This is a genomic window from Ottowia sp. SB7-C50, from assembly GCF_033110285.1.
In the GTDB taxonomy this organism is placed as follows: domain Bacteria; phylum Pseudomonadota; class Gammaproteobacteria; order Burkholderiales; family Burkholderiaceae_C; genus Ottowia.
On the sequence record NZ_CP136995.1, the window covers coordinates 1,216,006 to 1,239,630 of the forward strand.

Annotated in this window: 24 protein-coding genes and 1 pseudogene; 13 read left to right on the plus strand and 12 right to left on the minus strand. The window is 67.3% G+C overall.

The window, feature by feature from the left end; translation table 11 throughout:
• Positions 1 to 23: 23 nt before the first annotated feature.
• Entirely contained in the window at positions 24 to 1,106 is a 1,083-nt protein-coding gene (locus R0D99_RS05830; protein WP_317750442.1) for a TRAP transporter substrate-binding protein DctP, read from the plus strand.
• Positions 1,107 to 1,302: 196 nt separating this feature from the next.
• Here R0D99_RS05830 and R0D99_RS05835 read toward each other — a convergent pair whose 3' ends face one another.
• From R0D99_RS05835 to R0D99_RS05845, 3 genes are all read right to left on the minus strand, one after another.
• Positions 1,303 to 3,168 carry a TRAP transporter large permease subunit gene (locus R0D99_RS05835; protein ID WP_317750443.1) on the minus strand — a complete coding sequence of 622 codons (1,866 nt, stop codon included), beginning with the start codon at positions 3,166 to 3,168 and terminating at the stop codon, positions 1,303 to 1,305.
• A gap of 18 nt (positions 3,169 to 3,186) precedes the next feature.
• Complete coding sequence (locus R0D99_RS05840; protein WP_317750444.1) at positions 3,187 to 3,810, minus strand: TRAP transporter small permease subunit; 624 nt, start codon at positions 3,808 to 3,810, stop codon at positions 3,187 to 3,189.
• Positions 3,811 to 3,964: 154 nt separating this feature from the next.
• Positions 3,965 to 5,092 carry a substrate-binding domain-containing protein gene (locus R0D99_RS05845; protein ID WP_317750445.1) on the minus strand — a complete coding sequence of 376 codons (1,128 nt, stop codon included), beginning with the start codon at positions 5,090 to 5,092 and terminating at the stop codon, positions 3,965 to 3,967.
• A 135-nt stretch (positions 5,093 to 5,227) separates the two neighbouring features.
• Between R0D99_RS05845 and R0D99_RS05850 the strand changes: the two genes are divergently transcribed.
• The 4 genes from R0D99_RS05850 (at position 5,228) to R0D99_RS05865 (ending at position 8,434) form a co-directional block, all read left to right on the plus strand.
• The gene (locus tag R0D99_RS05850; protein WP_317750446.1) at positions 5,228 to 5,971 is read left to right on the plus strand and encodes an ABC transporter permease; all 744 of its coding nucleotides are present in this window, start codon (positions 5,228 to 5,230) and stop codon (positions 5,969 to 5,971) included.
• Positions 5,968 to 6,774 (plus strand): phosphate ABC transporter ATP-binding protein, encoded by an 807-nt coding sequence (locus R0D99_RS05855; RefSeq protein WP_317750448.1) that lies wholly within the window; start codon positions 5,968 to 5,970, stop codon positions 6,772 to 6,774. Before R0D99_RS05850 ends, R0D99_RS05855 begins: the two co-directional genes overlap by 4 nt.
• A gap of 53 nt (positions 6,775 to 6,827) precedes the next feature.
• The gene (locus tag R0D99_RS05860) at positions 6,828 to 7,598 is read left to right on the plus strand and encodes an extracellular solute-binding protein (RefSeq protein WP_317751012.1); all 771 of its coding nucleotides are present in this window, start codon (positions 6,828 to 6,830) and stop codon (positions 7,596 to 7,598) included.
• Between the two features lie 71 nt (positions 7,599 to 7,669).
• The gene (locus R0D99_RS05865) at positions 7,670 to 8,434 is read left to right on the plus strand and encodes a molybdate ABC transporter substrate-binding protein (RefSeq protein WP_317750449.1); all 765 of its coding nucleotides are present in this window, start codon (positions 7,670 to 7,672) and stop codon (positions 8,432 to 8,434) included.
• 30 nt (positions 8,435 to 8,464) lie between these two features.
• Here R0D99_RS05865 and modC read toward each other — a convergent pair whose 3' ends face one another.
• From modC to modA, 3 genes and pseudogenes are all read right to left on the minus strand, one after another.
• The gene (gene modC / locus R0D99_RS05870) at positions 8,465 to 9,547 is read right to left on the minus strand and encodes a molybdenum ABC transporter ATP-binding protein (protein WP_317751013.1); all 1,083 of its coding nucleotides are present in this window, start codon (positions 9,545 to 9,547) and stop codon (positions 8,465 to 8,467) included.
• A 92-nt stretch (positions 9,548 to 9,639) separates the two neighbouring features.
• Positions 9,640 to 10,315 (minus strand): annotated as a pseudogene (gene modB / locus R0D99_RS05875) (molybdate ABC transporter permease subunit).
• A 91-nt stretch (positions 10,316 to 10,406) separates the two neighbouring features.
• Complete coding sequence (gene modA / locus R0D99_RS05880) at positions 10,407 to 11,186, minus strand: molybdate ABC transporter substrate-binding protein (RefSeq protein ID WP_317750450.1); 780 nt, start codon at positions 11,184 to 11,186, stop codon at positions 10,407 to 10,409.
• 112 nt (positions 11,187 to 11,298) lie between these two features.
• On the opposite strand from modA, the gene R0D99_RS05885 reads away from it, so the two are divergent.
• Positions 11,299 to 12,060 (plus strand): TOBE domain-containing protein, encoded by a 762-nt coding sequence (locus R0D99_RS05885; RefSeq protein WP_317750451.1) that lies wholly within the window; start codon positions 11,299 to 11,301, stop codon positions 12,058 to 12,060.
• Between the two features lie 97 nt (positions 12,061 to 12,157).
• Here the strand turns inward: R0D99_RS05885 and R0D99_RS05890 are convergent, their stop codons facing one another.
• Positions 12,158 to 12,997 (minus strand): phytanoyl-CoA dioxygenase family protein, encoded by an 840-nt coding sequence (locus R0D99_RS05890; RefSeq protein WP_317750452.1) that lies wholly within the window; start codon positions 12,995 to 12,997, stop codon positions 12,158 to 12,160.
• A gap of 194 nt (positions 12,998 to 13,191) precedes the next feature.
• Here R0D99_RS05890 and R0D99_RS05895 point away from each other — a divergent pair, with 194 nt between their 5' ends.
• The 5 genes from R0D99_RS05895 to R0D99_RS05915 all read left to right on the plus strand — a co-directional run bounded on the left by R0D99_RS05895 (position 13,192) and on the right by R0D99_RS05915 (position 17,620).
• Positions 13,192 to 13,677, plus strand: coding sequence for a 4Fe-4S dicluster domain-containing protein (locus R0D99_RS05895; RefSeq protein ID WP_317750453.1), 486 nt, complete (start codon positions 13,192 to 13,194; stop codon positions 13,675 to 13,677).
• A gap of 40 nt (positions 13,678 to 13,717) precedes the next feature.
• A complete protein-coding gene (locus tag R0D99_RS05900) occupies positions 13,718 to 15,565 on the plus strand; it encodes an aldehyde ferredoxin oxidoreductase family protein (protein WP_317750454.1) in 1,848 nt (615 codons plus the stop codon).
• Between the two features lie 200 nt (positions 15,566 to 15,765).
• Positions 15,766 to 17,046, plus strand: coding sequence for an NAD(P)/FAD-dependent oxidoreductase (locus R0D99_RS05905; RefSeq protein ID WP_317750455.1), 1,281 nt, complete (start codon positions 15,766 to 15,768; stop codon positions 17,044 to 17,046).
• Between the two features lie 11 nt (positions 17,047 to 17,057).
• A complete protein-coding gene (thiS, locus tag R0D99_RS05910; RefSeq protein WP_317750456.1) occupies positions 17,058 to 17,312 on the plus strand; it encodes a MoaD/ThiS family protein in 255 nt (84 codons plus the stop codon).
• Between the two features lie 38 nt (positions 17,313 to 17,350).
• Complete coding sequence (locus R0D99_RS05915; RefSeq protein WP_317750457.1) at positions 17,351 to 17,620, plus strand: hypothetical protein; 270 nt, start codon at positions 17,351 to 17,353, stop codon at positions 17,618 to 17,620.
• Between the two features lie 22 nt (positions 17,621 to 17,642).
• Here R0D99_RS05915 and crcB read toward each other — a convergent pair whose 3' ends face one another.
• From crcB to R0D99_RS05940, 5 genes are all read right to left on the minus strand, one after another.
• Positions 17,643 to 18,023 (minus strand): fluoride efflux transporter CrcB, encoded by a 381-nt coding sequence (gene crcB / locus R0D99_RS05920; RefSeq protein ID WP_317750458.1) that lies wholly within the window; start codon positions 18,021 to 18,023, stop codon positions 17,643 to 17,645.
• Between the two features lie 189 nt (positions 18,024 to 18,212).
• Positions 18,213 to 19,226, minus strand: coding sequence for a recombination-associated protein RdgC (locus tag R0D99_RS05925; protein WP_317750459.1), 1,014 nt, complete (start codon positions 19,224 to 19,226; stop codon positions 18,213 to 18,215).
• Positions 19,227 to 19,312: 86 nt separating this feature from the next.
• Positions 19,313 to 20,620, minus strand: coding sequence for a TRAP transporter large permease subunit (locus R0D99_RS05930; RefSeq protein WP_317750460.1), 1,308 nt, complete (start codon positions 20,618 to 20,620; stop codon positions 19,313 to 19,315).
• A 20-nt stretch (positions 20,621 to 20,640) separates the two neighbouring features.
• Positions 20,641 to 21,174: a TRAP transporter small permease gene (locus R0D99_RS05935; protein ID WP_317750461.1), complete on the minus strand. Its 534-nt coding sequence runs from the start codon at positions 21,172 to 21,174 to the stop codon at positions 20,641 to 20,643.
• Between the two features lie 7 nt (positions 21,175 to 21,181).
• Entirely contained in the window at positions 21,182 to 22,165 is a 984-nt protein-coding gene (locus R0D99_RS05940; protein WP_317750462.1) for a TRAP transporter substrate-binding protein, read from the minus strand.
• A gap of 181 nt (positions 22,166 to 22,346) precedes the next feature.
• Between R0D99_RS05940 and R0D99_RS05945 the strand changes: the two genes are divergently transcribed.
• Positions 22,347 to 22,880 carry a winged helix DNA-binding protein gene (locus tag R0D99_RS05945; protein ID WP_317750463.1) on the plus strand — a complete coding sequence of 178 codons (534 nt, stop codon included), beginning with the start codon at positions 22,347 to 22,349 and terminating at the stop codon, positions 22,878 to 22,880.
• A 113-nt stretch (positions 22,881 to 22,993) separates the two neighbouring features.
• A complete protein-coding gene (locus R0D99_RS05950) occupies positions 22,994 to 23,623 on the plus strand; it encodes an aspartate/glutamate racemase family protein (RefSeq protein ID WP_317750464.1) in 630 nt (209 codons plus the stop codon).
• Positions 23,624 to 23,625: the final 2 nt, after the last annotated feature.

Below are 23,625 nucleotides of genomic sequence, written 5' to 3' on the forward strand. Positions count from 1 at the left end.
AAGTTCTACAAGGAGCCATACACATGGATCGTCGTTCTCTCATCAAGCGCACCGGCATCGCAGGCGTGCTGGCGGCTGGCGTGGCGCCCGCCGTGCACGCGCAGGCCGCCGTGCGCTGGCGCATGGCCTCGAGCTTTCCGAAATCGCTCGACACGATTTTCGGCAGCGCCGAAAAGTTTTCGCAGACCGTGAAGGCGCTCTCGGGCGGCAAGTTCGAAGTGTCCGTGCACCCGGCCGGCGAACTGATGCCCGCCTTTGGCGTGGTGGACGCGCTGCAGAACGACAACATCGAAATGGCGCAGACGGCGGCCTACTACTTTGCCGGCAAGGACCCGATCTTCTCGTTCAGCTGCGCCGTACCCTTTGGCCTGACCACGCTGCAAAACGCCGCCTGGAAAGACCACGGCAACGGCCGCAAGCTGCTCGATGCCTTCTTCGCCAAGTACAACTTCCGCACCCTGAGCGCGGGCAACACCACCACCCAGATGGGCGGCTGGTACCGCAAGGAAATCAAGACCCCGGCTGACCTCAAGGGCCTGAAGATGCGCCTGGGCGGTGGTGTGTTCGGCGAAGCCATGGCCAAGCTGGGCGTGGTCGCGCAAAGCCTGCCTGCCGGTGACATCTACCAGGCACTGGAAAAAGGCACGCTGGACGCCGCCGAATTCGTCGGCCCGTACGACGACGAAAAGCTGGGCTTCAACAAGGTCGCCCCGTACTACTACTACCCCGGCTGGTGGGAAGGCGGCGCCGACCTCGAGTTCTTCATCAACAACAAGGCGTTTGAAAAGCTGTCGCCCGACAACAAGGCCATCGTGCAGGCCGCCGCCGCCGTCGCCGCGGCCGACATGACGGCCAAGTACGGTGCGCTGAACCCACAGGCGCTCAAGCGCCTGGTGGCCAACAAGACCAAGCTGACGCTGTTCCCCAAGGCCGTCATGGACGCCGGCTTCAAGGCGTCGATGGAAGTGTTTGCCGAGCACAGCGCCAAGTCGCCCGACTTCAAGAAGATTCACGACGACATGCGCGCCTTCCAGCGTGACCAGATCCTGTGGAACCGCTTCTCCGAGTTCCCGTTCAACCAGTACATGAACTCGGTGAAGATCTGACGGTGCCTTTGGGCCGAGTCCCTTGAGGACGCGGTCCGGGCCGCAGAAATGCAAAAGCCACCTTCGGGTGGCTTTTGTCTGGGCGCTTGCTTTGTGCGCTCAAGCTGAGGGCGAGTGACATCGCCTGCGCCCCAAAAAAATAAACGCCCGATGGGATGCATCGGGCGTCGGGCGATCAACGGAAGGTGCTGCCTGGCTACTTGCCGCCCTGCTGCTTGAGCGCTTCGTTCATCGCTTTCATCGGGTCGTCGGCAGCGCCATCGGCTGCCGCAGAAGCGGCGGGCTCCGGCGTGGTGCTGATGTCCGATGCCGCGGGTTCCTGCCCGCTGCCGTAGCCTGCGTCGTTGCCCCAGCTGTCGCCAGCTGGCGCACTGGCGCCCGGCTGCGCCGCGTCGGCGCCATAGCCACCCGCGGCACCCAGGCTGTCGCGCATCTGGGCACCCACGGCTTCCATGTCGACCTTGACTTCCTCGTCCAGGCTGCCGGTGACCAGCTGCGGGAAGAAGATCAGCACGCCCACCATCGTCAGCTGCAGGAACAGGAACGGAATCGCACCGCGGTAGATCTGCATGGTGGTCACCGGGTCCATCACCTTGCCGGTGACGCGGTCGACATATTGCTTGTCAGGGGCGACCGAGCGCAGGAAGAACAGCGCGAAGCCGAACGGCGGATGCAGGAACGAGGTTTGCATGTTGACGGCCAGCAGCACGCCGAACCAGATCAGGTCGATGCCCAGCTTGTGGGCCACGGGCGCCAGCAGCGGCACCACGATGAAGGACAGCTCGAAGTAGTCGAGGAAGAACGCCAGGAAGAAGATCATGATGTTCACCACGATCAGGAAACCCACCTTGCCGCCGGGCAGGGTGGTCATCAGGTGCTCGACCCAGCGCGGACCGTCGGCCGCCTGGAACACCATGCTGAACACGGTCGCGCCGATCAGGATGAACATCACGAACGACGACAGCTTGGTGGTGGAGGCCAGCGCCTGCTTGAGCAGCGACCAGCTGATGCGCCCGCGCATCGCACCCATGATGAGCGCGCCGATGGCGCCCATCGCGCCGCCTTCGGTCGGCGTGGCCACGCCCAGGAAGATGGTGCCCAGCACCAGGAAGATCAGCAGCAGCGGCGGGATCAGCACGAAGGTCACGCGTTCGGCCAGGCGCGAAAGCAGGCCCAGCCTGGCAAAGCGGTTGGCCAGCGCGATCACCAGCGCCACGAACACGCCGCCGCACATGGCCACCACCACCTTCTCGTCGGTCGGCACCGATTCGACCAGTTGGCCTTCCCACCAGGTGTGCACGTCGGCCATGTGGCGCGCCAGGAACACCGCGACCAGCGACGACAGCACGGCCAGCGCGATCAGCGACGGGTAGCCGCCGCTGCCATCGGGTTCGCGGTAGGTGCGCGCCTCGATCGGCAGCGCCGGCACGCTGGCCGGCTTGAAGATGGCCAGCGCCAGCACGTACAGCACATACAGGCCCGTCAGCATGAAGGCGGGAATGAACGCACCCTTGTACATGTCGCCCACGCTGCGGCCCAGCTGGTCGGCCATGATGATCAGCACCAGCGAGGGCGGGATGATCTGCGCCAGCGTGCCCGACGCGGCGATGACGCCGCTGCTCAGGCGCCGGTCATAGCCGTAGCGCAGCATGATGGGCAGCGAGATCAGGCCCATCGAGATGACCGACGCCGCCACCACGCCGGTGGTGGCCGCCAGCAGCGCGCCGACGAAGATCACCGCCAGCGCCAGGCCGCCGCGCATGGGGCCGAACACCTGGCCGACGGTGTCGAGCAGGTCCTCGGCCATGCCGCTGCGTTCGAGTATCAACCCCATCAAGGTGAAGAAGGGCACGGCCAGCAGCGTGTCGTTGGCCATGATGCCGATCAGCCGCTGCGGCAGCCAGGCCATGATGGTGGCGGGGAAGATGCCCAGCTCGATGCCCAGAAAGCCGAAGAACAGGCCGCAGGCCCCCAGGCTGAAGGCCACCGGAAAGCCCAGCAGCAGAAAGCAGATCAGCCCCGCGAACATGATCGGGGCGTAGTTGGCGGTGAGGAATTCCATGGGTGTGGCTCTCGGTGATCAGCGTGCGGCGGGCGCGGGGGCGGATTCGGCGGCCGCCTTGGCGGCGGCTTCGCGGCGCAGCGCCTCGGCCAGTTCTTCCTCGGCCGACTTGTCGGTCAGGCGGCCCAACGGATCCGGCCCTTCACCGCGCAAGAAGGCCACGCGCTTGATCAGCTCCGACCAGCCCTGCAGCATCAGCAGCGTGAACCCGATCGGCAGCGCCAGCCACACCGGCCAGCGGATCAGCCCGCCCGGGTTGCCCGACATCTCGCCCGACTGGAATTTCTCGACCAGCAGCGGCACGCCCAGGTACAGCACCACCAGGCACAGCGGCGTGAGGAACAGCGCAAAGCCGATGATGTCGATCCAGAGGCGGGCCTTGACGGGCAGGCGGCTGTTCAGCACGTCGATGCGCACATGCTCGCGATGCAGCAGCGTGAAGCCGGCCGCCACCAGGAACGACCAGGCAAACAGGTACCACTGCACTTCCAGAAAGCCGTTGGAGCTGATGTTGAACACCTTGCGGATCACCGCGTTCAGCGCGCTGACCACGGTGGCGGCAAAGATCAGCCAGATGACATATTTGCCCACCTGGGCGTTGAGCCAGTCGATGGCCCGGGACAGTTTGAGCAGCCCTTGCATAGGGGTCTCCTTTGTGGACGGCCGCGCGCGGAGGACGGCGCCGGGTTGGCGTGCGCCGCCGCCTTGGATCGACGCAGCGCCCGGGAAAGTGTGCGATTGTAATGACGCCCTTCGCGCGGCGAAACGAGATTTTCCCTAGCTGAATCCCCTGCGGTCAGCCACGTTGCCTGTGCGTTTTGCCGGGCTTGGGGCGCTTGAACTGCCACCACGGCAGTACCTGCGTCATGGCCAGCACCTGGCCGCAGCGCGACGGTGTGTAGCCGGCCAGTTGCGCCAGCGTGGCCTGCCACGCGGGGCTGGCCAGCACTTCGCGCAGGGCGGTCACCGGCGGCGTGTCCAGCGCCGATTCCAGGCACACCAGCAGGTAGTCCTCGCGTGTGATCGGCACAAAGTCGAGCCCGCGCGCGCGGGCGGCGGCTTCGATGCCGAGGCCCGCGTCGGCTTGCCCGGCCAGGATCGCCTGCGCCACGGCGCCGTGCGATGGCTCGGTCTGCGCGTAGCCCGCAATCTGGTCGGGCCTCAGGCCCGCTTCGTGCAGCAGTTCGTCCAGCAGCACGCGGGTGCCGGAGCCGAGCGGGCGGTTGATGAAGCGCACGTCGCCGCGTATCAGATCGCGCAGCCCGCGAATGCGGTGCGGGTTGCCCGCGCCCACCATCAGCCCCTGGGTGCGCGCCGCAAAGCCGATCAGCTTGTGCAGGCCGGGCTGCAGCAGTGGCTTGTAGGTGCTCTCGGCCAGCGAGCCGACCGGCGCGTCGGGCCGCGTATGAAAGCCTGCCATGATGCAGCGGCCCTCGTTCAGCGCCTGGATGGCGTCCACGCTGCCCATGAAGCGGATGTCCAGGTGCAGGCTGGGGCTGTGGCCTTGCGCGCCCACGTAGTGGCGCAGCGCCGTCAGCGCGTCGTCGTGGCTGGCATGAAAGGTCAGCACGTGCGCGTTGTCATCAAAGGCGACGGCAAAGCTGCGCTCCAGTTCGGCGCGAAGGGCTTCGATCTGCGGCGCCAGCCGCGCCTGCGCCTGGCGTTCAGACCACAGCAGCTTGTCGCCGAATTCGGACAGGCGCGCGCGCTGGCCCTTTTCCCAGTGCAGCAGCGGTTGGCCCAGCTCCTGTTCCCAGCGCTTCAGTTCGCCCCACACGTGGCGGTAAGACAAGCCCAGCGCCCGCGCCGCCGACGATATCGACCCCTGCGTGCGCACCGCCTGCAGCAGGTCGAGCAGCGGGTTGCGGATCAGCGGCGCCGCGCCGTCCGCGTCCAGCGAATAGGAAAGTCCGATCTTGTACACAGACCCCAGTGTGCCGCATCAACGAGGCCCGCACGCGCCCGCAAGCCCAGCCAGCCGGCCCCGCTATGCAATCAATTGCATAGCTCCGCTTCCCTGATGCGCGGGATGGGGCAACGCGATTAGCATCGTGGGCCCGTGAATACCTTTGCCGACAGCGCGCGCACGGCGCTGCATCTTCTCAGCACCTTTGACGCCGGTTTGTGGACCATCGTCGGCCGCTCGCTGGCTGTGAGCGGCGTGGCCTGCGCCATCGCCTACGGCGTTGGGCTGCTGGCGGGGGCGTGGCTGGGCGTGGCGCGCTTTCGCGGCCGCGGCGCCGTGCTGACGCTGCTCAACACGCTGCTGGCGCTGCCGTCGGTGGTGGTGGGGCTGCTGGTGTACCTGGTGCTGTCGCGCAGCGGGCCGCTGGGTTTTCTGGGCTGGATGTTCAGCTTCCAGGCCATGGTGGTGGCGCAGGTGGTGCTGGTGGTGCCGGTGGTCACGGCGCTGACGCGACAGGTGGTGGAAGACGCCGACGCGCAGCACGGCGAACAACTGGCGTCGCTGGGGGCGGGCCGCTTCCTGCGCGGGCTGCTGCTGGCGTGGGACGAGCGCTACGCGCTGCTGACGGTGCTGATGGCAGCTTTTGGCCGAGCGGTGTCCGAGGTGGGTGCGGTGATGATCGTCGGCGGCAACATCGACGGCTTTACCCGCGTGATGACCACCGCCATCGCGCTGGAGACCAGCAAGGGCGACCTGCCGCTGGCGCTGGGGCTGGGCATTGTGCTGCTGTCGGTGGTGCTGGTGCTGAACGCGCTGATCGCCGCCGTGCGCGGCTGGCGCGAGCGGGTCGACGGCGTCACGCCGCAGCCGGCGCGCGCCGTGGTGGCGGCTTCATGAGCGCGCCCGATTCGTCCTTGACGCTGCCCGGCGCCGCCTTGCGCGCCGCGGCCCAGCAGGCGCAGCAATGCCGGGCCAGCGCGCCGGCGCTGATCGCGCTGCGCGATGTGGGCGTGCGCTTTGGGGCGGTGCAGGCGCTGCGGAACGTGAGCCTGGACATCGCCGCCGGCGACAGCGTGGCGCTGATCGGCGGCAACGGCTGCGGCAAGAGCACGCTGCTGCGCGTGGTGCACGGCCTGCTGGGTCCGACCGAAGGTCAGGTGCAGGCGCCGCCGCGCGTGGCGCAGGCGATGCTGTTTCAGCGGCCCTGGATGCTGCGCACCACGGTGGCGCGCAACATCGCCATCGGCCTGTGGCTGCGTGGCGTGCGCTGGGCCGACGCCATGGCGCGCGCCCTGCAGGCGCTGGAGCGCGTGCAACTGGCGCACCTGGCCGAGCGCAGCGCGCGCGGCCTGTCGGGCGGGCAGCAGCAGCGGCTGGCGCTGGCGCGCGCGTGGGCGCAGCGCCCGCAACTGCTGCTGCTGGACGAGCCCACGGCCAGCCTGGACCCGCACGCCAAGCACGAGGTCGAGGCGCTGATGCACGAATTTGCGCATGCGCCGGTGGCAGCGGGCGAGCCACCGCTGACCATGCTGTTCGCCAGCCACAACCTGGGCCAGGTCAAGCGGCTGGCGCGGCGCGTGATCTACCTGGAGCAAGGGCAGGTGCTGGCCGACTTGCCCGTGGCCGATTTCTTCAACCGTGAAATGCTGCGCAGCGTGTCGCCGCAGGCCGATCTGTTTCTGAAAGGGGAATTGCTGTGAGTGTTTTCAAGTCTTTCTGGTCTTATACGGCCGTCAAATATGCGGCGACAGCTATTTTGTTTGTAGCATCCTCGGCGGTGTCGGCGCAGTCGATCGTGATGGCATCGACCACGTCGACCGAGCAGTCGGGGCTGTTTCCGTACCTGCTGCCCGAATTCAAGAAGGCCACCGGCATCGACGTCAAGGTGGTCGCGCTGGGTACCGGGCAGGCGCTCGACATGGCGCGCCGCGGCGACGCCGACGTGGTGTTCGTGCACGACGAAAAGGCCGAGGACAAATTCGTCGCCGACGGCTTTGGCGTCAAGCGCTATCCGGTCATGTACAACGACTTCATCCTGGTCGGCCCCAAGAACGACCCGGCTGGCGCAAAGGGCAAGGACATCGTCGAGGGCCTGAAGAAGCTGGCCGCCGGCAATGCGGCGTTTGTCTCGCGCGGCGACAAGAGCGGCACGCACGCGGCCGAACTGCGCTTCTGGGAACAGGCGGGCCTGAAGGATGCCAAGGGCAGCGGCTACCGCGAATGCGGCTGCGGCATGGGCCCGGCGCTGAACATGGCCGCATCCACCGGCGCCTACGTGCTGGCCGACCGCGGCACCTGGCTCAACTTCAAGAACCGCGCCGACTTAGGGGTTCTGGTCGAAGGCGACAAGCGCCTGTTCAACCAGTACGGCGTGATGGTGGTCAACCCCGCCAGGCACCCGCAGGTCAAGCAGGCCGAGGCGCAGAAGTTCGTCGACTGGGTCACCTCAGCCGCCGGGCAGGGCGTGATCGCCGGCTACAAGATCGGCGGCGAACAGCTGTTCTTCCCGAATGCCGCCAAATGAGCGCGCGCACCTTGGGCGCTGCGGCTTGGCCGGCCGCCTTGCTGTGCGTCGCATTGAGCGCGTGCGCGCCCATGGCCCGATCTAACGCGCCCAGCGCCGAGCCGGTGCGCGTGTACGCCGCCGGCAGCCTGCGCGAAGCCTTGACGGCCATCGCGCGCGACCACGAGGCGCGCACCGGGCAGAAGGTGGCGCTGACCTTCGGCGCGTCCGGCTTGCTGCGCGAGCGCATCGAGCAGGGCGAGCGCGCCGAAGTGTTCGCCTCGGCCGATACCGACCACCCGCAGCGTCTGGCGCGCGCGGGCGCGTGGCAGGCGCCGGTCGTATTCACCCGCAACCAGCTGTGCGCGCTGACCAGCGACCGGGTCAGCACCACGCCCGCCACGCTGCTGGCCACCTTGCTCGACCCGCAGGTGCGCGTCGGCACGTCCACGCCCCAGGCCGACCCGTCTGGCGATTACGCCTGGGTGCTGTTTCGCCGCGCCGACGCGCTGCAACCGGGCGCCTATGCCACGCTCGACGCCAAGGCGCTGAAGCTGACCGGCGGCGCCACGTCGCCGCAAGCACCCGCCGGCCGCGGCACCTATGCGTGGCTGATGGACGAGGGGCGCGCCGACGTGTTCCTGACCTACTGCACCAACGCCGTCGCCAGCCAGAAGGAAGTGCCGCGGCTGAAGGTGGTGCAATTGCCACCTGCGCTTCAGGTAGGTGCGGACTACGGCCTGGGCCTGCGCCGTGATACGCGCCCGGCCGCGCAGGCCTTTGCGCGCGCGCTGCGCGAGGCGCCGGCGCAGCAGGTGTTGCGCGGCTTGGGTTTTGGTGCGTTGACGGGCGGTTGAGGGGCGATGAGTTGATAGGCGCCGTCCGCCTCAATCCAGCACCGCCACGCCCTTGATCTGCGCGAACACGCGCTGGCCCGGCGCCAGGGCCAGTGCGTCGGCCGACTTACGGGTCACGCGCGCCAGCAGCGTGGTCCCGCCCGCGTCCAGCGCCACCAGGGCTTGCGCGGTGCCATCGGCCTGAACGGATTGCACGCGGGCGGGCAGCACGTTGAGGATGCTGGTGTCGGCCGCTGCGCTCAACGTCAGGCTGACGTCGCGCGCCTGCACGCGCAGGCGCAGGCGCTCGCCCACGGCGCGTTCGCGGGCGCCGCTGGCGGGCACGCAGTGCAGCGCGCCGCCGCCAAAACGCACCGTCAGCAGGCCGTAGGTGCGGTCCACCGATTCGAGCACGCCTTCGATCAGCGCGCCGGCCGCGTCGCCCTGCGTCAGCGACAGGTCCAGGCGCGTCATCATCTGCGGCGTGGGGCCGCTGGCCACCACGCGTCCGGCCTGCAGCAGCAGCAGGTGATCGGCCAGGCGCGCCACCTCGTCCAGCGAGTGCGTGACGTACAGCATGGGAATGTGCAGTTCGCGCGCCAGGCGTTCGAACCAGGGCAGCACCTCGGCCTTGCGCGCGGCGTCCAGCGCAGCCAACGGTTCGTCCAGCAACAGCAGGCGCGGGCTGGTGGCCAGCGCGCGCGCAATCGCCACGCGCTGGCGCTCGCCGCCCGACAGCCGCGCCGGGCGCCGACCGAGCAGGTCGCGGATGCCGAGCAGGTCGATGGCGTGGTCCAGCGCGATGCGGCGGTCGGCGGGCGGCACACGCTTCAGGCCGAAGTCCAGGTTGCCTTGCACGCTCAGGTGGTCGAACAGGCTGGCTTCCTGAAACACCATGCCCAGCGGGCGCTGGTGCGTCGGTCGCCACACGTGTGCGGCATCGTCCTGCCACACCTCGCCGCCCACCACGACACGCCCCGGCGACGGCCGCACCAGCCCCGCCAGCGCGCGCAGCAGGGTGGTCTTGCCGCAGCCCGACGGGCCGAAGAGGGCGGTGACGCCGCTGCCCGGCAGGTGCACATCCACGTCCAGCGTGAAGGCGGGGCCGTGGCACACGCGCGCCTGGATGGCGATGGCGTCAGGTTGCGCGGTTTCGGGGTAAAAATCGCTGCCAGCGCTCTCTGGATAAGCGCAAGCAGCTATCGATTCGGAAGCGTTGTCGGTATTCAAGGCGCACCCCGCCGCGCTTGCACCGCATGCAGCGCCAGCAGCACGCCAAAGCTGAACACCAGCATGCCGCCGGCCAGCCAGTGCGCCTGCGTGTATTCCAGCGCCTCCACGTGGTCGTAAATTTGCACCGAGATCACGCGCGTCTGTCCGGGGATGTTGCCGCCGATCATCAGCACCACGCCGAACTCGCCCAGCGTGTGCGCAAAGCCCATCACCGCGCCGGTGATGTAGCCCGGCCGCGCCAGCGGCAGCGCCACGTGCCAGAAGGCGTCCAGCGGGCCGGCCCGCAGCGTGGCGGCGGCTTCCAGCGGGCGCGGGCCGATGCCTTCGAACGCGTTGACCAGCGGCTGCACCACGAAGGGCAGCGAATAGATGATCGAGCCGATCAGCAGCCCCCCCGAAGCTGAACGACAGCAGCCCCCAACCCAGCGATTGCGTCAGTTGGCCCAGCGGCCCGTTCGGCCCCATGGCCACCAGCAGATAAAAGCCCAGCACCGAAGGCGGCAGCACCAGCGGCAGCGCCACCAGCGCGCGCACCGGCACGCGCCAGCGCGACCGCCCGCGCGCCAGCCACCAGGCGAGCGGCGTGCCCCCCAACAGCAGCATCACGGTCGTCGCCAGCGCCAGTTCGATGGACAGGCGCACGGCGGCAAGGCTGGTGGCGTCGAGCATCACGGGCAGGCAATCGGGGGGGCGGATTGCTATGACAAACATAGCTTCATCCGCTGGTGCAGAACGGGCTGGCGGCTGATTGGTTTGCGCATCACGGCACCGCATAACCATGGTCGCGGATCAGCGCCTTCGCCTTGGGCGAGCGCAGCAAATCCATCCACGATTGGGCCGCCGGGTTGGCCTGTGCGCGTTGGAGGATGACCGCGTCCTGGACGATCGGCGCATGCAGCCGGGCGGGCACGATCCACCACGAGCCGCCGCGGATCACGCCCGCGTCCTGAATCTGCGACAGCGCCACGAAGCCCAGTTCGGCATTGCCGGAGGCGACGAAGTGGTAGGTCTGTCCGATGCTTTCGCCCGTGACGAGTCTGGGTTGCAAAGCGGCGTAAACGCCCAGCTGGTTCATCGCTTCGACGGCCGCCGCGCCATAGGGCGCGAGCTTGGGGTTGGCAATGGCCAGCTTGTGAAACTGACCGATTTTCAGCACCGCCCCCTGCGGGTCGACCACGCCCGGCCTGGCCGACCACAGCGCCAGTTGCCCCACGGCGTAGGTGAAGCGCGAGCCGGGCACGATGGCGCCTTCTTTTTCGAGCAGGGCAGGGCGCTCGTCGTCGGCCGCCAGCAGCACGTCGAACGGCGCGCCGTGCCTGATCTGCGTGTAGAAGGCGCCGGTGGCGCCAAACGTCAGGCGGGCGGTGTGGCCGGTGGTTTTCTCGAACATCGCCGCCAGCACCTTGGCCGGCGCGGTGAAGTTGGCGGCGACGGCGATGTGCACCTGCTCGGCAGACGCCGCTGCGCACGCCGTGATCGACCCGATCACGGTCAGCCAGGTGGCGACGATGCGGCGCGTGCGCGAAGCGGCTTGAAGCATGTGCGGAATGTGTTGAAGCGGGTCGCTATTCCGTTTGAGAATAGCGATTCTAGCCCGCTTGCGCTTCGGCGTGCGGGCGATCCGGTACACCCGCTGCGCGAGAATCACCGCCATGGTCAAGCCGCTGATCCCTTCTCGCGCCCTGGTCGATGCGCAGACCGACAAGCGCATCGAGATCCTGCAGTTGGTGGGGCTGCACGGCTCCATCTCCGAAGCGGCGCGCGTGGCGGGCGTCAGCTACAAGGCGGCCTGGCAGGCGATTCACACGCTCAGCAACCTGGCCGGGCAGGCGCTGGTCGATTCCAGCGTGGGCGGCACGGGCGGCGGCGGCGCACGGCTGACCGCCGCCGGCACGCAATTGCTGGACGCCGCGGCGCAGATGGAGGCGGCGCGGCGCGAGGTGCTGGCGCGCTTCGACGGGTCGCCCGCCCGCGCGCTGGCCGGCCCGCGCACCAGCATGCGCAACCTGATGCCGTGCCGCGTGCTGCGGCTCGAAAGCGCCGATGCGCGCGACCCTCTGGTGCGGGTGGTGCTGGCATTGGCGCAAGGGGTGGAGCTGGCCTCGTCCATCACGCGCGAAAGCGCCGAGCTGCTGAACCTGGCGCCCGGCGCCGACGTGCTGGCGCTGTGCAAGGCCACGGCGGTGCGGGTGCAGGCGGCGTCAGCGGCCAGCCCCGCAGTGCCTGCCACCCATGCGCTGGATGGCCGCGTGCTGCGCGTGGCGCGCGGGGTGCAGCGCGACGAAGTGGTCGTCACCTTGCCCGGCGATATTCAGCTGGTGGGCTTTGCGGCGCGGCCAAATGCGCTGCGGGCGGGCAGCCGGGCCGTGGCGTGGGTGGAAGACAGCGCCGTGGTGCTGGCGCTGGCGGATTGAACCGAACAGCGACCGCGCGGCGCGGCCGAATTTTCAATCAAAATCGGCTCCAGCGCGCTTCCAAAGGGCGCTGACAGCTATCAAAAACAAAGCAATCTCAAGCGGCTTGCCACAGCACCGGAAACAGCGCATCGTGCATTGGCGCACCCGCCGGCAAGCGATCCGCCAGGCCCGGAAAGGGCGGTGACGTGACCCAGTTGCGCGGCGCATGCGTGATGTCGTCACCCAGCATGCGCACCGAGAACACCCGCCGCCGCGTGTCGCCGTCCACCCCGCCGGCCGCATGCAGGCTGAGCATGTGGAAGGCGATCACGTCGCCCGGCTCCACCGCCCAGCCCAGGATGGAAAAGCGGTCGCGCACCGCCTCGATGTCGGGCAGGTCGGCCAGGCTGCCTTCGGGGAACCACTTGGCCTGGTGGTCCATGAAGCTGCGCGGCATCAGCCACGGGCCCTGGTGCGATCCGGCGACGAATTCCAGCGTGGAATGGCGCCGTACCGGGTCGACCGGAATCCAGAAGCTGATGTTCTGCCGCCCGTCGATGTTGTAGTAGGGCTGGTCCTGGTGCCATGGCGTCTTCTGGCGCGTGCCGGGCTCCTTGGTCAGCATGTGGTCGTGGTACAGGCGCACGCTTTGGCTTTGCATCAGCAGGCCGGCGGCGGCGGCCAGCGGCGAATCGAAGATGACGCGGCGGTAGGCGTCGTTGTCCTGCCAGCAGCAGAAGTCCTCGATGAAGAAGCCGGGGTCGTCAGGGCGGCTGGCGACCTTGGCGCGCGGGCTGGGCGCGGCGATGTTGGCGTCGATGCCACTGCGCAGCAGGGCGACTTCGTCGGCGTTCAGCAGGCCGCGCAGGCACACGGCGCCGTCGCGGGCGAAAGCATCGGTCAATGCCGGGGTGACCACGGCTTGCGCACGGCGCGTGCGGTCTAAAGCGTTCATGGCGCCCATTGTGCAGCGGCGCGCACGCACGCTGGCGGGCGGGCAGCTGTCTCAGTTTGAGAATTTCAGCGCGCCGCCCATACCCGACTAGGGAATACCCTAGACCGCTATGTCCCTCGTCATTGCCCACAATTCCTATGCAACTTCATTCATAGGCAAGGTGCGGCGCGCCCGCACATAAAAAGGAGACCTTCATGCAAAAGGTGTTGCACATCAACGCCGACAAGTGCACCGGCTGTCTGCAATGCGAGATGGCGTGTTCTTACGAGCATTACGGCGTGTACGCCACGGCCAAGTCGCGCATCAAGGTGTTCGACTTCCACACCACCGGCAAGAAGGTGCCCTACACCTGCACGCAGTGCGACGAGGCCTGGTGCCTGCACGCCTGCCCGGTCGAAGCCATCACGGTGGACAAGGGCACGGGCGCCAAGATCGTGTCGGACGCCACCTGCGTGGGCTGCAAGGTCTGCACCATCGCCTGCCCGTTCGGCACCATCAACTACGTGGCCGAAACCGGCAAGGTGCAGAAGTGCGACCTGTGCTACGACCGCGCCGAGGGCCCGGCCTGCGTGGAAGCCTGCCCCACCGCCGCCATCACCTACATCGACGCCAACTGGACGGGCCTGGACCGCATGAAGCAGTGGGCGGACAAGCTGGGCAATCAGCCTTCCGCCGCTTGACGCATCAGCGCAGGCAGCTATCAATCAAGGAGCACACATCATGTCCTGGGCTGGCAAACTTCTCCGCGTCAACCTGACCGAAGGCACCGTCAAATCCGAACCGCTGAACATGGACTGGGCGCGCCAGTACATCGGCTCGCGCGGGCTCGGCACCAAGTACCTCACCAGCGAGATCGATCCCAAGGTCGATCCGCTGTCGGCCGACAACAAGATCATCTGGGCCACCGGGCCGCTGACGGGCACCATGGCCTCGACCGGCGGGCGCTACACCGTCATCACCAAGGGCCCGCTCACCGGCGCCATTGCCTGCTCCAACTCGGGCGGCTACTGGGGCGCCGAACTGAAGATGGCCGGCTGGGACATGGTGATCTTCGAAGGCAAGAGCCCGAAGCCCGTGTACCTGTACATCAACGACGACACCGCCGAGCTGCGCGACGCCGCCGACATCTGGGGCAAGAGCGTTTGGGAGACCGAGGAGCACCTCAAGAAGACCCTGCAAGACCCGCTGACGCGCGTGTCCAGCATCGGCAAGGCGGGCGAAAACCAGGTGCTGTTTGCGGCCGTGGTGAACGACCTGCACCGCGCCGCCGGCCGTTCCGGCGTGGGCGCCGTGATGGGCAGCAAGAACCTCAAGGCCATCGCGGTGCGCGGCACCAAGGGCGTGGGCAACATCCGCGACCCGAAAGCCTTCATGGCCGAGACCTTTGCGCGCAAGAAGATCCTGCACGAGCACCCGGTCACCGGCCAGGGCCTGCCCACGTTTGGCACACAGGTGCTGATGAACGTGATCAACGAAGTGGGCGCGCTGCCCACGCGCAACCACCGCGACGTGCAGTTCGAAGGCGCCAAGGACATTTCCGCCGAAGCCATGGCCACGCCGCGCAAGACGGACGGCAAGAAGCACCTGGTGACCAACCAGGCCTGCTTTGGCTGCACCATCGCCTGCGGGCGCATCAGCAAGATCGACGAGACGCACTTCACGGTGCAGACCAAGCCGCAGTACTGGGGCGCGAGTGGGGGCCTTGAATACGAAGCCGCCTGGGCGCTGGGCGCCGCCAACGGCGTAAACGACCTGGAGGCGTTGCAATACGTCAACCTGCTGTGCAACGAGGAAGGCATCGACCCCATCAGCTTTGGCGCCACCGTGGGCCTGGTGATGGAGCTGTACGAAATGGGTGTGCTGACCAAGGAGCAGATCGGCATCGAGGCGCCGTTCGGCTCGGCCCAGGCGCTGGCTTTTCTGGCGGAAGAAACCGTGAACGGCCGCGGCTTTGGCAAGGAGATCGGCACCGGCTCCAAGCGCCTGGCGGCCAAGTACGGGCACCCCGATCTGTCGATGTCGTCCAAGGGCCAGGAATTCCCGGCCTACGACGGCCGCGCGATCCAGGGCATTGGCCTGGCCTACGCCACCAGCAACCGCGGCGGCTGCCACCTGCGCGGCTACACCATTGCATCGGAAGTGCTGGGCATTCCGGTCAAGACCGAACCCACGGCGACCGAGGGCAAGCCCGAGTTGGTGAAAGCCTTCCAGGACGCCACGGCGGCGTTCGACTCGTCCGGCCTGTGCATCTTCACCACCTTCGCCTGGAGCCTGCCCGACCTGGCGCCGCAACTGGCGGCCGCGTGCGACGAAGGCTACACGGTGGAAGAGGTCGAGAAGATTGGCGAGCGCATCTGGAACATGGAGCGCGAGTTCAACAACGCCGCCGGCTTTACCAAGGCCGACGACAGCCTGCCCAAGCGCCTGAAGACGGAAGCGGCAAAGTCGGGCGGCTCGAAAGGCGCCGTCAGCCATGTGGACGAGATGCTGCCCAAGTACTACGAAGTGCGCGGCTGGGACGCGGAAGGCCGGCCGACGCAGGCCACGCGCGAGCGGCTGGGGCTTTGAGGGCTGACTTCCCTCTGGGACAGAGCCTGCCCCGCTAACGCAGGGTAGGGTGAGGGCCGAGCACGTTCGCGCCGGTCGGCGCTTTCACCCTCAGCCCAACCCTCTGCCGCGCGGAAGCGGGCGTTTAGAGAAAAAGGCTGCCACCGCGCTCCAGATAAGCGCTGGCAGCTATTATTTAAATAGCAATCATCGCCGCCACCATGCACCACCTCATCCTCGGCGCCGGTCCGGCCGGCGTCATCGCGGCGGAGACGATCCGCAAGCACGCGCCTGGCGACCAGATCACCCTCGTGGGCGACGAGCGAGAGCCGCCTTATTCACGCATGGCGATCCCCTACCTGCTGGTCGGCGACATCGGCGAGCCCGGCACTTATCTGCGCAAGGGCGCGGACCACTTCGCCCAGCAGCGCATCGAGCTGATCCACGCACAGGCGACGAAGGTCGATGCGCAGGGCAAGACGGTCACGCTGGACAACGGGCAGACGCTGGCCTTCGACCGCCTGCTCATCGCCACCGGCTCGCACCCCGTGCGGCCGCCGATTCCGGGGCTGGACCTGCCCGGCGTCGACACCTGCTGGACGCTGCAGGATGCGCGCGACATCGCCACCCGCGCCGTGAAGGGCGCGCGCGTGCTGCAGATGGGCGCAGGCTTCATCGGCTGCATCATCATGGAAGCGCTGCAAAAGCGCGGCGTGCAACTCAGCGTGGTCGAGATGGGCGACCGCATGGTGCCGCGCATGATGGGCGAGGTGGCCGGCAACATGATCCGCGACTGGTGCGAGCGCCAGGGCGTGCGCGTGTACACCGGCCACAAGGTCGAGCGCATTGAAAAAGGCGAGGGCGACGCGCTGAAGGTGCACCTGTCGGGCGGCACCGTGCTCGATGCCGATCTGGTCATCAGTGCCACCGGCGTGCGCCCGGCCATCGGCTTTCTGGAGGGCAGCGGCGTCCAGTGCCTGCTGGGCGTGCTGACCGACGACTGCATGCAGACCAACGTGCCCGGCATCTATGCGGCGGGCGATTGCGCCGAGGCGTTCGACCCGTTCACCGGCAAGACCATCGTCAGCGCCATCCAGCCCAATGCGGCCGATCAGGCGCGCGTGGCCGCGCTCAACATGGTGGGGCAGCGCGCGGCGCTTAAGCTGGTCACGCAGATCAACGTGCTCGACACGCTGGGCCTCATTTCCACCAGCTTCGGCAACTGGCAGGGCGTGCCCGGTGGCGAACACGCCGAGCTGACCGACACGGCGGCGTGCCGGCACCTCAGCCTGCAGTTCAAGGACGACGTGCTGGTCGGCTGCAACTCGGTCGGCCTGACCGACCATGTGGGCGTGATGCGCGGCCTGGTCGAAGGTCAGATCCGCCTGGGCGACTGGAAAGACCGCCTGCTGAAAGACCCGATGCGGCTGACCGAGGCCTACCTGGCCCGTGCGCAAGGCCAGGGCGACTGGAGCGGCGCGGCCGACGCGCGGCGACGTTGACGGCAGCGGCGATGCGCATCACCTTCAAGCTGTTCGCCATGCTGGCCGATTACCTGCCGCCCGAAACGCGGCCAGGCAATGAGATGACGCTCGACGTGGCGGCCGACGCCACCATCCAGCAGATCATCGCGCCCTTCAATCTGCCGCCCACGCTGGTGCATCTGGTGCTGGTCAACGGCGAGTACATTCCGCCCGACGCGCGCGCCACCACCACGCTGCAGGAAGGCGACGCGCTGGCGATCTGGCCGCCCATTGCAGGCGGTTGATGGCGCCAGGGCAGGTACCCGACGCGTTCGAGCGCCAGATGAGCGCCTCCGCCGCCGAATGGGAGCGGCTGCTGTGCGGCGCGCTGGTCAATCACGATTGGCGCCGTCTGGACGACGGTGGGGCCGAGGTCACGTTGACCGAGGGCGGCACGCTGACGCTGCGCTGGCACGCGGTCGAGCCGCATCGCATCGCGCTGCTGAAGCTGCCCGCGCTGCGTGTGGTGTTCGAATTCCAGGGCGTGGCGCCGCCCGAGCGCGCATCGTTCATGCGCCACCTTGATCTGTATACGCACCGGGGTGGCGGTTGACGGCCACGCACCGCGGTGGACGTCAGTGACCCATGACCGCCGCCGCTGTCTTGATGCCCAGCACCGTGAGCGCCAGTGACCCGGCCAGGTGCAGCGCGGCGATGCCCAGCGCCTGCACGTAGCGCTGCGCCATCAGCATCTCGACCACCTCGGCACTGAAGCTGGAGAACGTGGTCAGCGCGCCCAGAAAGCCGGTGACCAGCAACAGTCGCCACGCAGGGTCGATGTCGGCATGGTGCTGGAACACCGCCACGCACAGGCCCACGAGATAACCGCCGATCAGGTTGGCCGCCAGCGTGCCCCAAGGCATCCACGCGCCGGCATGGTTCAACGCCAGCCCCAGCCGCCAGCGCAGCAACGCGCCGGCGCAGGCACCGAGGCAGATGGCGAAGACGGCGTGCATGGATCTGTCGAACTGAACGGGGGCGCTGCTAAAGCCCGTCATTCCCGCGCCGGTGGGAATCCATGTCTGCCATCACCGTATGCCGTTCTTTGGCCAGGCGGCTGGATTCCCGCCTGCGCGGGAATGGCGGCGAAACGCGCTGCGCCGGGCAAATGAGCGTGGCATGCATCACGCGACGGTTCAGCTCGGTCAAAACGGCGGACCGTCGTCGTCGGCCGCTGCGGCGGTCGGCGCGCGTTGCGCGGGCGGCGCGCCCGTTACGCCGGTGGCCGCAGGTACCTGGTCCGTTACTGCGGTTGAATTGGCCTCGCCGCCCAGCGCCTCGATCAGGTCGCCCATCAGGCCGCCGAGTTCGCCCGTGGCCAGCGCCACGTCGGCGTCGAACCGGTCGTCGTCGCCGGACTTGCTGCCTTCGTCGAACACGCCTTCCTCAAACGCGATCTTCTTGAGCTGAAGCGCCTGCGTCAGCACAAAACCCACGCGGCCAGCCCAGCCCAGCGCCAGCCTGGTGGGCAGCTTGCCCTCGGCAATATGCTGGCGCACTTCGTCGGTCAGCAGCGGGTGGCGCGTGAACTTGACGACCGCCGGCTCGTCGCCGCTGCCTTTCAGTTCGCACTCGCGTTCGACGTTGAAGGCGTGGGGCAGTGCGTCGCCACTCTCGTCGGCCAGCCAGGCTGCCATCGCGCCTTGCGGCGATTGCGCGGTCTGCAGCAGGCCCACTTCAAAGCCGCGCCCGGCCACCCGCGCCAGGCTGCTGATCAATTCGTCGGCCTTGCCCTGCGCACCCGCGTCCAGCACCAGCCAGCGGCGCTGCGGGTCGATCCAGGCGGTGATCTGGCTGCGGCGCGGAAAGGCCTGCGGCAGCAGCGAGATCAGCGCGTCGTCACGGATGTCGCGTGCTTCCTTCTTGCCCGGCTTGCGGCCGGTGGTCTTCTCGATCTGCTCGATGACTTCCTGCGCCTTGCGCCGCACGGCATCGCCCGGCACCGACTTGGTTTCGAGGCAGAACCGCGCGATCCATTGCCCGTCCACGCTTTCGACCAGCGCGCCATGCGCTTCACCGCGCGGCGGCACCCATCCGCTGGACTTCTGCTGCGACGCGCCGCATTCGGCAAACGGCTCCGCGGCCAGGGCTTCTTCCCACTGCTCGGCCGACCGCGGCCAGTCGGGGCCGATCCGGTAGAGCATCACATTCTTGAACAAGGCGATCCTTTATGACACGACGGCAAAATCGGGCCGCCATCTTAGTGGATCGCCGGGCGCGCGTTGCGGTGGCGCGTCGATGCGCGTCAGCCCTTGCCCATGACCATGTCGGGCAGGCTGGTCACGATCTGCGGAAATGCCGTGATCAGCACGATGCAGATCACCAGGCAGACGAAGAAGGGGATGGCGGCGCGGGCGATGGTGTTGCTGTCCTTGCCGGTCATGTTCTGCAGCACGAACAGGTTGAAGCCCACAGGCGGCGTAACTTCGGCGATCTCGACCAGCAGCACGATGAAGATACCGAACCAGATCAGGTCGAAGCCGGCCTTCTGGATCATGGGCAGCACCACGGCGCTGGTCAACACGATCATGCTGATGCCGTCGAGCGCCGTGCCCAGCACCAGGTAGACGAGCGTCAGCACGCCGATCAGCGCGAAGGGCGACAGGTGCATGGCGTTGACCCACTCGGCCAGCTCGCGTGGGATGCCGGTGAAGGCCATGGTCTTGGTGAGGAAAGCCGCGCCCGCCAGGATGAACATGATCATGCAGCTGGTGCGGGTGGTGCCCATCACGCCTTCCTTGAAGTTTTTCCAGGTCAGGCTCTTGCTCCACCAGGCCAGCCCCAGCGAGCCGGCCACGCCGTACGCCGCGCATTCCGTCGCCGTCGCCCAGCCGGCCACCAGCACCCACACGATGAAGACGATCAGCGCGGTGACGGGAATCAGGTTGCCCGACTGGCGAATCTTTTCGCGGAACGAGGTGGGCGGGTCGGCCGCTGGGACCTGGTCGGGGTGGCGAATGCTCCACCACATGATGTAGCCCGAAAACAGCGCCATCAGCAGGAAGCCCGGCAGAAACCCGGCCAGGAAGATGCGGATGATGGAGGCGTCGGCGGCCACGGCGTACACCACCATGGTGATCGACGGCGGGATCAGGATGCCCAGCGTGCCCGCCGTGGCCAGCGACCCCAGCGCGATCTTCTCGCTGTAGCCGCGCTTGATGAGTTCAGGCAGCGCGACCTTGCTGATGGTGGCGCAGGTGGCCGCCGACGAGCCGGACACCGAGCCGAAGATGCCGCAGCCCAGGATCGTGGTGTGCATCAGCCGCCCAGGCACGCGATTCAGCCAGGGGCGCAGGCCCTCGAACATCTCTTCGCTCAGCCGGGTGCGAAACAGGATTTCGCCCATCCAGATGAACAGCGGCAACGCTGCCAGTTCCCAGCTGGCGTTGCTTTCCCAGAAGGCCGAGAACAGGTTGTTGCCCGGCGACGTGTTGGTGAAGAAGGCCTGGCCGACCCAGCCGCAAATGGCCAGCGTCATGGCGATCCAGACGCCGCCGGAGAGCAGCAGCAGCATGATGAACAGCAGCAGGCCGCCAACGAGCAGAATATCCATGGTAGGGCCGGAGTTGACGGTCAGACGTCGGACGAGAAATCACCGTGGGCGTGGCGTTCTTCCACCGCGACCACGTAGGTCGGGCGCGCACCGCGCAGCACCAGAATCAGTTCATCGACCATGGCCACCAGCAGCAGCAGCGCGCCCAGCGCGAAGCTGCTTTGCGGGATCCAGATCGGAATGGGGAGCAGACCCTGCGCCAGTTCGTTGAACTGCCAGCTCTCGTACGTGAACCGCACCGCCCAGAACGCCAGGTAGCCGACGCTGACGGTGCCGATCAGCAGCGCTGCGATTTCCAGCACACGGCGTTTGCGTTCGGACAGGTGTTCGAGCAGCAATGTGACGCGGACGAAGTCGCCGTGCTTGAACGCATGCGCCATGGCGAAGAAGGACGCGGCTGCGCACATCCATGCCACCACGTCGTTCACCGCACCAGTGCGCACGCCGAATTCGCGCAGGATGCTCTGGCCGATCATCGCCACGCAGATGAGCACGATGAAGCAGCCCCCGAGCGCGCCCGAGGCCAGGTACAGGCGATCCAGAAACCGGCGCACGGGCGGATCAGTTCTTGCGGAAGGCGGAGATCACCGCCGTGCCATCGGCGCCGGCCTTCTTCTCCCAATCGGCCAGCATGATGGAGCCGACCTGCTTGAGGTCGCCCATCAGCTTGGGCGAGGGCTTCATGATCTTCATGCCCTTGTCGGCGAGCGCCTTGGAATACCACTCGTTCTTTTCCTGGCTGATCTTCCAGCCGCGCGTTTCCGCTTCGGCCGCGGCCTTCAGCACGGCGGCCTGCGTCGTGGCATCCAGCGCGGCAAAGGCCTTCTGGTTCACGATGATGGCGTTCTTGGGCAGCCAGGCCTGGGTGTCGTACCAGTACTTGATGCTCTCGTAGGTCTTGGTGTCGTAACCCGTCGAGCCGGAGCTCATGTAGCTGTTGATCACGCCGGTGGCCAGCGCCTGCGACAGTTCTGCCGCCTGGATGGTGACCGGCTGGGCGCCGACCAGCTCGGCGATCTTGGCGGTGGCAGGGCTGTAAGCGCGCCACTTCAGGCCGCGCATCTCGGCCACCGAGCCGATTTCCTTGTTGACATAGATGCCCTGCGGCGGCCAGGGCACGGTGAACAGCACCTTCATGCCTTGCCCGCCCAGCAGCTTTTCAAGCACCGGCTTCTGCGCCGTGGCCAGCTTGCGTGCCTCGGCATAGCTGGTGGCCAGGAAAGGAATGCCGTCGGCGCCGTAAATCGGGTTTTCGTTCTCGAAGTTGACCAGCAGCACTTCGCCGGCCTGGGCCTGGCCGCTTTGCACGGCGCGCTTGATTTCGTTGGCCTTGAACAGCGACGCGTTGGCGTGCACGGTGATCTTGAGCTTACCGCCCGTGGCCGCGTCCACGTCCTTGGCGAACTGCACCAGGTTTTCGGTGTGGAAGTTGGTCGCCGGGTAGGCCGAGGGCAGATCCCACTTGGTCTGGGCGCTGGCGCCAGCGGCAAAGCCGATGAAAGAAAGGCCCAGCACCGTGCTGGTGGCGCGTCGGGTGAACGTCATGCGAACTCCTTGAACAAGATTGACGGTGCGCGGAGCATAGGGGTTCGCTTCTGCGAGGCAGAGGGTGAAAACCAGAATCCGGCCATAGCCGCGCGACGTGTGCGGGATTGAAGTCTACGAGTCGATTCGATAAAGTGTCAATAAATTATCGTCAATTTGATATTGATTCGGGATTACCCTGATGGGCGTCAAAAGCAGTGCAAGCGGTTCGAAGGTGCAGCGGTCGGGCATTGTGTCGTCGTCGCACCTGGTGTCGCCGCGCAGCGTCGAGGCGTCGGAGTTCGAGTTCGGCATGATCGTCGCGTGGAACGCCTTCAGCCGCTGGATGGTGCGCTGCATGGCCGCCGCTGGCGTGCCCGACCTGACGGTGACCGACGTGCTGGTGTTGCACCATGTCAACCACCGCGCGCGCAACAAGAAGCTGGCCGACATCTGCTTCGTGCTGAACTATGAGGACACGCACGTGGTGGCCTACGCGCTCAAGAAACTGGTGGCCGCAGGCCTGCTGCGCACTGAGCGGCAGGGCAAGGAAGTGTTCTACCTGCCCACCGAGGCTGGCGAGGCGGCGGTGAAGAGCTATCGCGCGGTGCGGGAAGCCTGCCTGATGGACAACATCGATCCACAACTCAACCCCAACCTGGGCGAGCTCGCGCGGCTGCTGCGGGTGATGTCGGGCGTTTACGATCAGGCCGCTCGCGCGGCGGCGTCTCTGTGATCGCGGCTGCCGGGGTGTCCGCGTCAGTGGTTGCTTTGGGGCTGGTGATGCTGGATACAGGCTTTCATCGCCCGCCTGGGGATCTTGGCCTGCCTTCAAGTTACCCGTGTCCCGTGCGGCAATGGGTGGTGCCGGGTGCTGCGCCCGCCAGTGTGGTGTGTCACGCCGAGGCGCTGCGCGCGTCTCCGCTGCGTACAGGCTTCGAGCACGCGGTGCGCGCGTTGGTGGCGCAAGGTTGCACGGCCATCACGACCAGTTGCGGCTTTCTGGTGCTGCTGCAGGCTGAACTGCAGGCAGTGGCCTATCCAGCGCCGCTGGTGTCGTCCAGCTTGCTGGCCTTGCCTTCGCTGCTGGCCGCTTTGCCGCAGGTGGGTGTGCTCACCATCTCGGCCGAGCGTCTGGGTCGGGATCATTTGCGTGCCGCAGGCGTGCCGTCGGATCGGCTCGGCGATGTGTGGATTCAGGGCATGCCGGAGCGCAGCCATTTCGTGCAGGCCATCCTGGGCGCCGGCGTGACGCTGGATCCGCTTCTGGCTGAGCAGGAAGTGGTGGCCGCCGCTCTGACCTTGCGCGCACGGGCGCCGGAGTTGCGTGCGCTGGTGCTGGAATGCACCAACCTGCCGCCTTATGCAGCGGCGCTGCGCCACGCCACGGGCTGGCCTGTACTGTCTTTGCTTCATTCCAGACGCCTTCTGGGCGATCTGGCCCTTCACGAGCCCGCGCTCACGATGTTGGATTTCTGACC

Excerpts from the sequence above, each read along its gene's own strand:
- R0D99_RS05840 (WP_317750444.1), bottom strand. The coding sequence starts at position 3,810 with ATGCAAGGGCTGCTCAAACTGTCCCGGGCCATCGACTGGCTCAACGCC.
- thiS (WP_317750456.1), top strand. The coding sequence starts at position 17,058 with ATGCGCATCACCTTCAAGCTGTTCGCCATGCTGGCCGATTACCTGCCG.
- R0D99_RS05865 (WP_317750449.1), top strand. The coding sequence starts at position 7,670 with ATGGCCCGATCTAACGCGCCCAGCGCCGAGCCGGTGCGCGTGTACGCC.
- R0D99_RS05905 (WP_317750455.1), top strand. The coding sequence starts at position 15,766 with ATGCACCACCTCATCCTCGGCGCCGGTCCGGCCGGCGTCATCGCGGCG.
- R0D99_RS05930 (WP_317750460.1), bottom strand. The coding sequence starts at position 20,620 with ATGGATATTCTGCTCGTTGGCGGCCTGCTGCTGTTCATCATGCTGCTG.
- R0D99_RS05895 (WP_317750453.1), top strand. The coding sequence starts at position 13,192 with ATGCAAAAGGTGTTGCACATCAACGCCGACAAGTGCACCGGCTGTCTG.
- R0D99_RS05855 (WP_317750448.1), top strand. The coding sequence starts at position 5,968 with ATGAGCGCGCCCGATTCGTCCTTGACGCTGCCCGGCGCCGCCTTGCGC.
- R0D99_RS05945 (WP_317750463.1), top strand. The coding sequence starts at position 22,347 with ATGGGCGTCAAAAGCAGTGCAAGCGGTTCGAAGGTGCAGCGGTCGGGC.
- crcB (WP_317750458.1), bottom strand. The coding sequence starts at position 18,023 with ATGCACGCCGTCTTCGCCATCTGCCTCGGTGCCTGCGCCGGCGCGTTG.
- R0D99_RS05940 (WP_317750462.1), bottom strand. The coding sequence starts at position 22,165 with ATGACGTTCACCCGACGCGCCACCAGCACGGTGCTGGGCCTTTCTTTC.
- modA (WP_317750450.1), bottom strand. The coding sequence starts at position 11,186 with ATGCTTCAAGCCGCTTCGCGCACGCGCCGCATCGTCGCCACCTGGCTG.
- R0D99_RS05835 (WP_317750443.1), bottom strand. The coding sequence starts at position 3,168 with ATGGAATTCCTCACCGCCAACTACGCCCCGATCATGTTCGCGGGGCTG.
- R0D99_RS05900 (WP_317750454.1), top strand. The coding sequence starts at position 13,718 with ATGTCCTGGGCTGGCAAACTTCTCCGCGTCAACCTGACCGAAGGCACC.
- R0D99_RS05915 (WP_317750457.1), top strand. The coding sequence starts at position 17,351 with ATGAGCGCCTCCGCCGCCGAATGGGAGCGGCTGCTGTGCGGCGCGCTG.
- R0D99_RS05885 (WP_317750451.1), top strand. The coding sequence starts at position 11,299 with ATGGTCAAGCCGCTGATCCCTTCTCGCGCCCTGGTCGATGCGCAGACC.
- R0D99_RS05830 (WP_317750442.1), top strand. The coding sequence starts at position 24 with ATGGATCGTCGTTCTCTCATCAAGCGCACCGGCATCGCAGGCGTGCTG.
- R0D99_RS05890 (WP_317750452.1), bottom strand. The coding sequence starts at position 12,997 with ATGAACGCTTTAGACCGCACGCGCCGTGCGCAAGCCGTGGTCACCCCG.